This is a genomic window from Enterobacter cloacae complex sp. 2015409, assembly GCF_041365315.1.
Taxonomy (GTDB): Bacteria; Pseudomonadota; Gammaproteobacteria; order Enterobacterales; family Enterobacteriaceae; genus Enterobacter; species Enterobacter pseudoroggenkampii.
On record NZ_JBFTVM010000018.1, the window covers coordinates 1 to 794 of the forward strand.

General features: G+C 53.0%; 1 protein-coding gene. It reads right to left on the reverse strand.

Going from position 1 to position 794, the window contains the following annotated elements; translation table 11 throughout:
- Positions 1-794 (reverse strand): elongation factor Tu (gene tuf / locus ACDO57_RS23325; RefSeq protein ID WP_318154940.1); only part of this gene is annotated, 794 nt, incomplete at both ends.

Sequence of the window (794 nt, forward strand, 5' to 3'; positions counted from 1 at the left end):
GTACGGAAGTAGAACTGTGGACGGTAGCCTTTGAAGAACGGAGTATGACGGCCGCCTTCGTCTTTGGACAGGATGTACACTTCAGATTCGAACTTGGTGTGTGGCTTGATTGAACCTGGCTTCGCCAGAACCTGACCACGTTCGATTTCTTCACGTTTGATACCACGCAGCAGAACACCAACGTTCTCACCAGCACGGCCTTCGTCCAGCAGTTTGCGGAACATTTCAACGCCAGTACAGGTAGACTTCGCAGTCTCTTTGATACCAACGATTTCAACTTCTTCGCCAACTTTGATGATACCGCGCTCTACACGACCGGTAACAACGGTACCACGACCGGAGATGGAGAATACGTCTTCGATTGGCAGCAGGAATGGCTTGTCAATCGCACGCTCTGGTTCTGGGATGTAAGAATCCAGGAAGCCAGCCAGTTCGATGATTTTCGCTTCCCACTCTGCTTCGCCTTCCAGCGCTTTCAGAGCAGAACCACGAACGATTGGGGTATCGTCGCCTGGGAAATCGTACTGAGACAGCAGTTCACGAACTTCCATCTCTACCAGTTCCAGCAGCTCTTCGTCATCAACCATGTCGCATTTGTTCAGGAACACGATGATGAAAGGAACGCCTACCTGACGACCCAGCAGGATGTGCTCACGAGTCTGAGGCATTGGGCCGTCAGTCGCAGCAACAACCAGGATCGCGCCGTCCATCTGCGCAGCACCGGTGATCATGTTTTTAACATAGTCGGCGTGGCCTGGGCAGTCTACGTGTGCGTAGTGGCGAGTCGGGGTGTC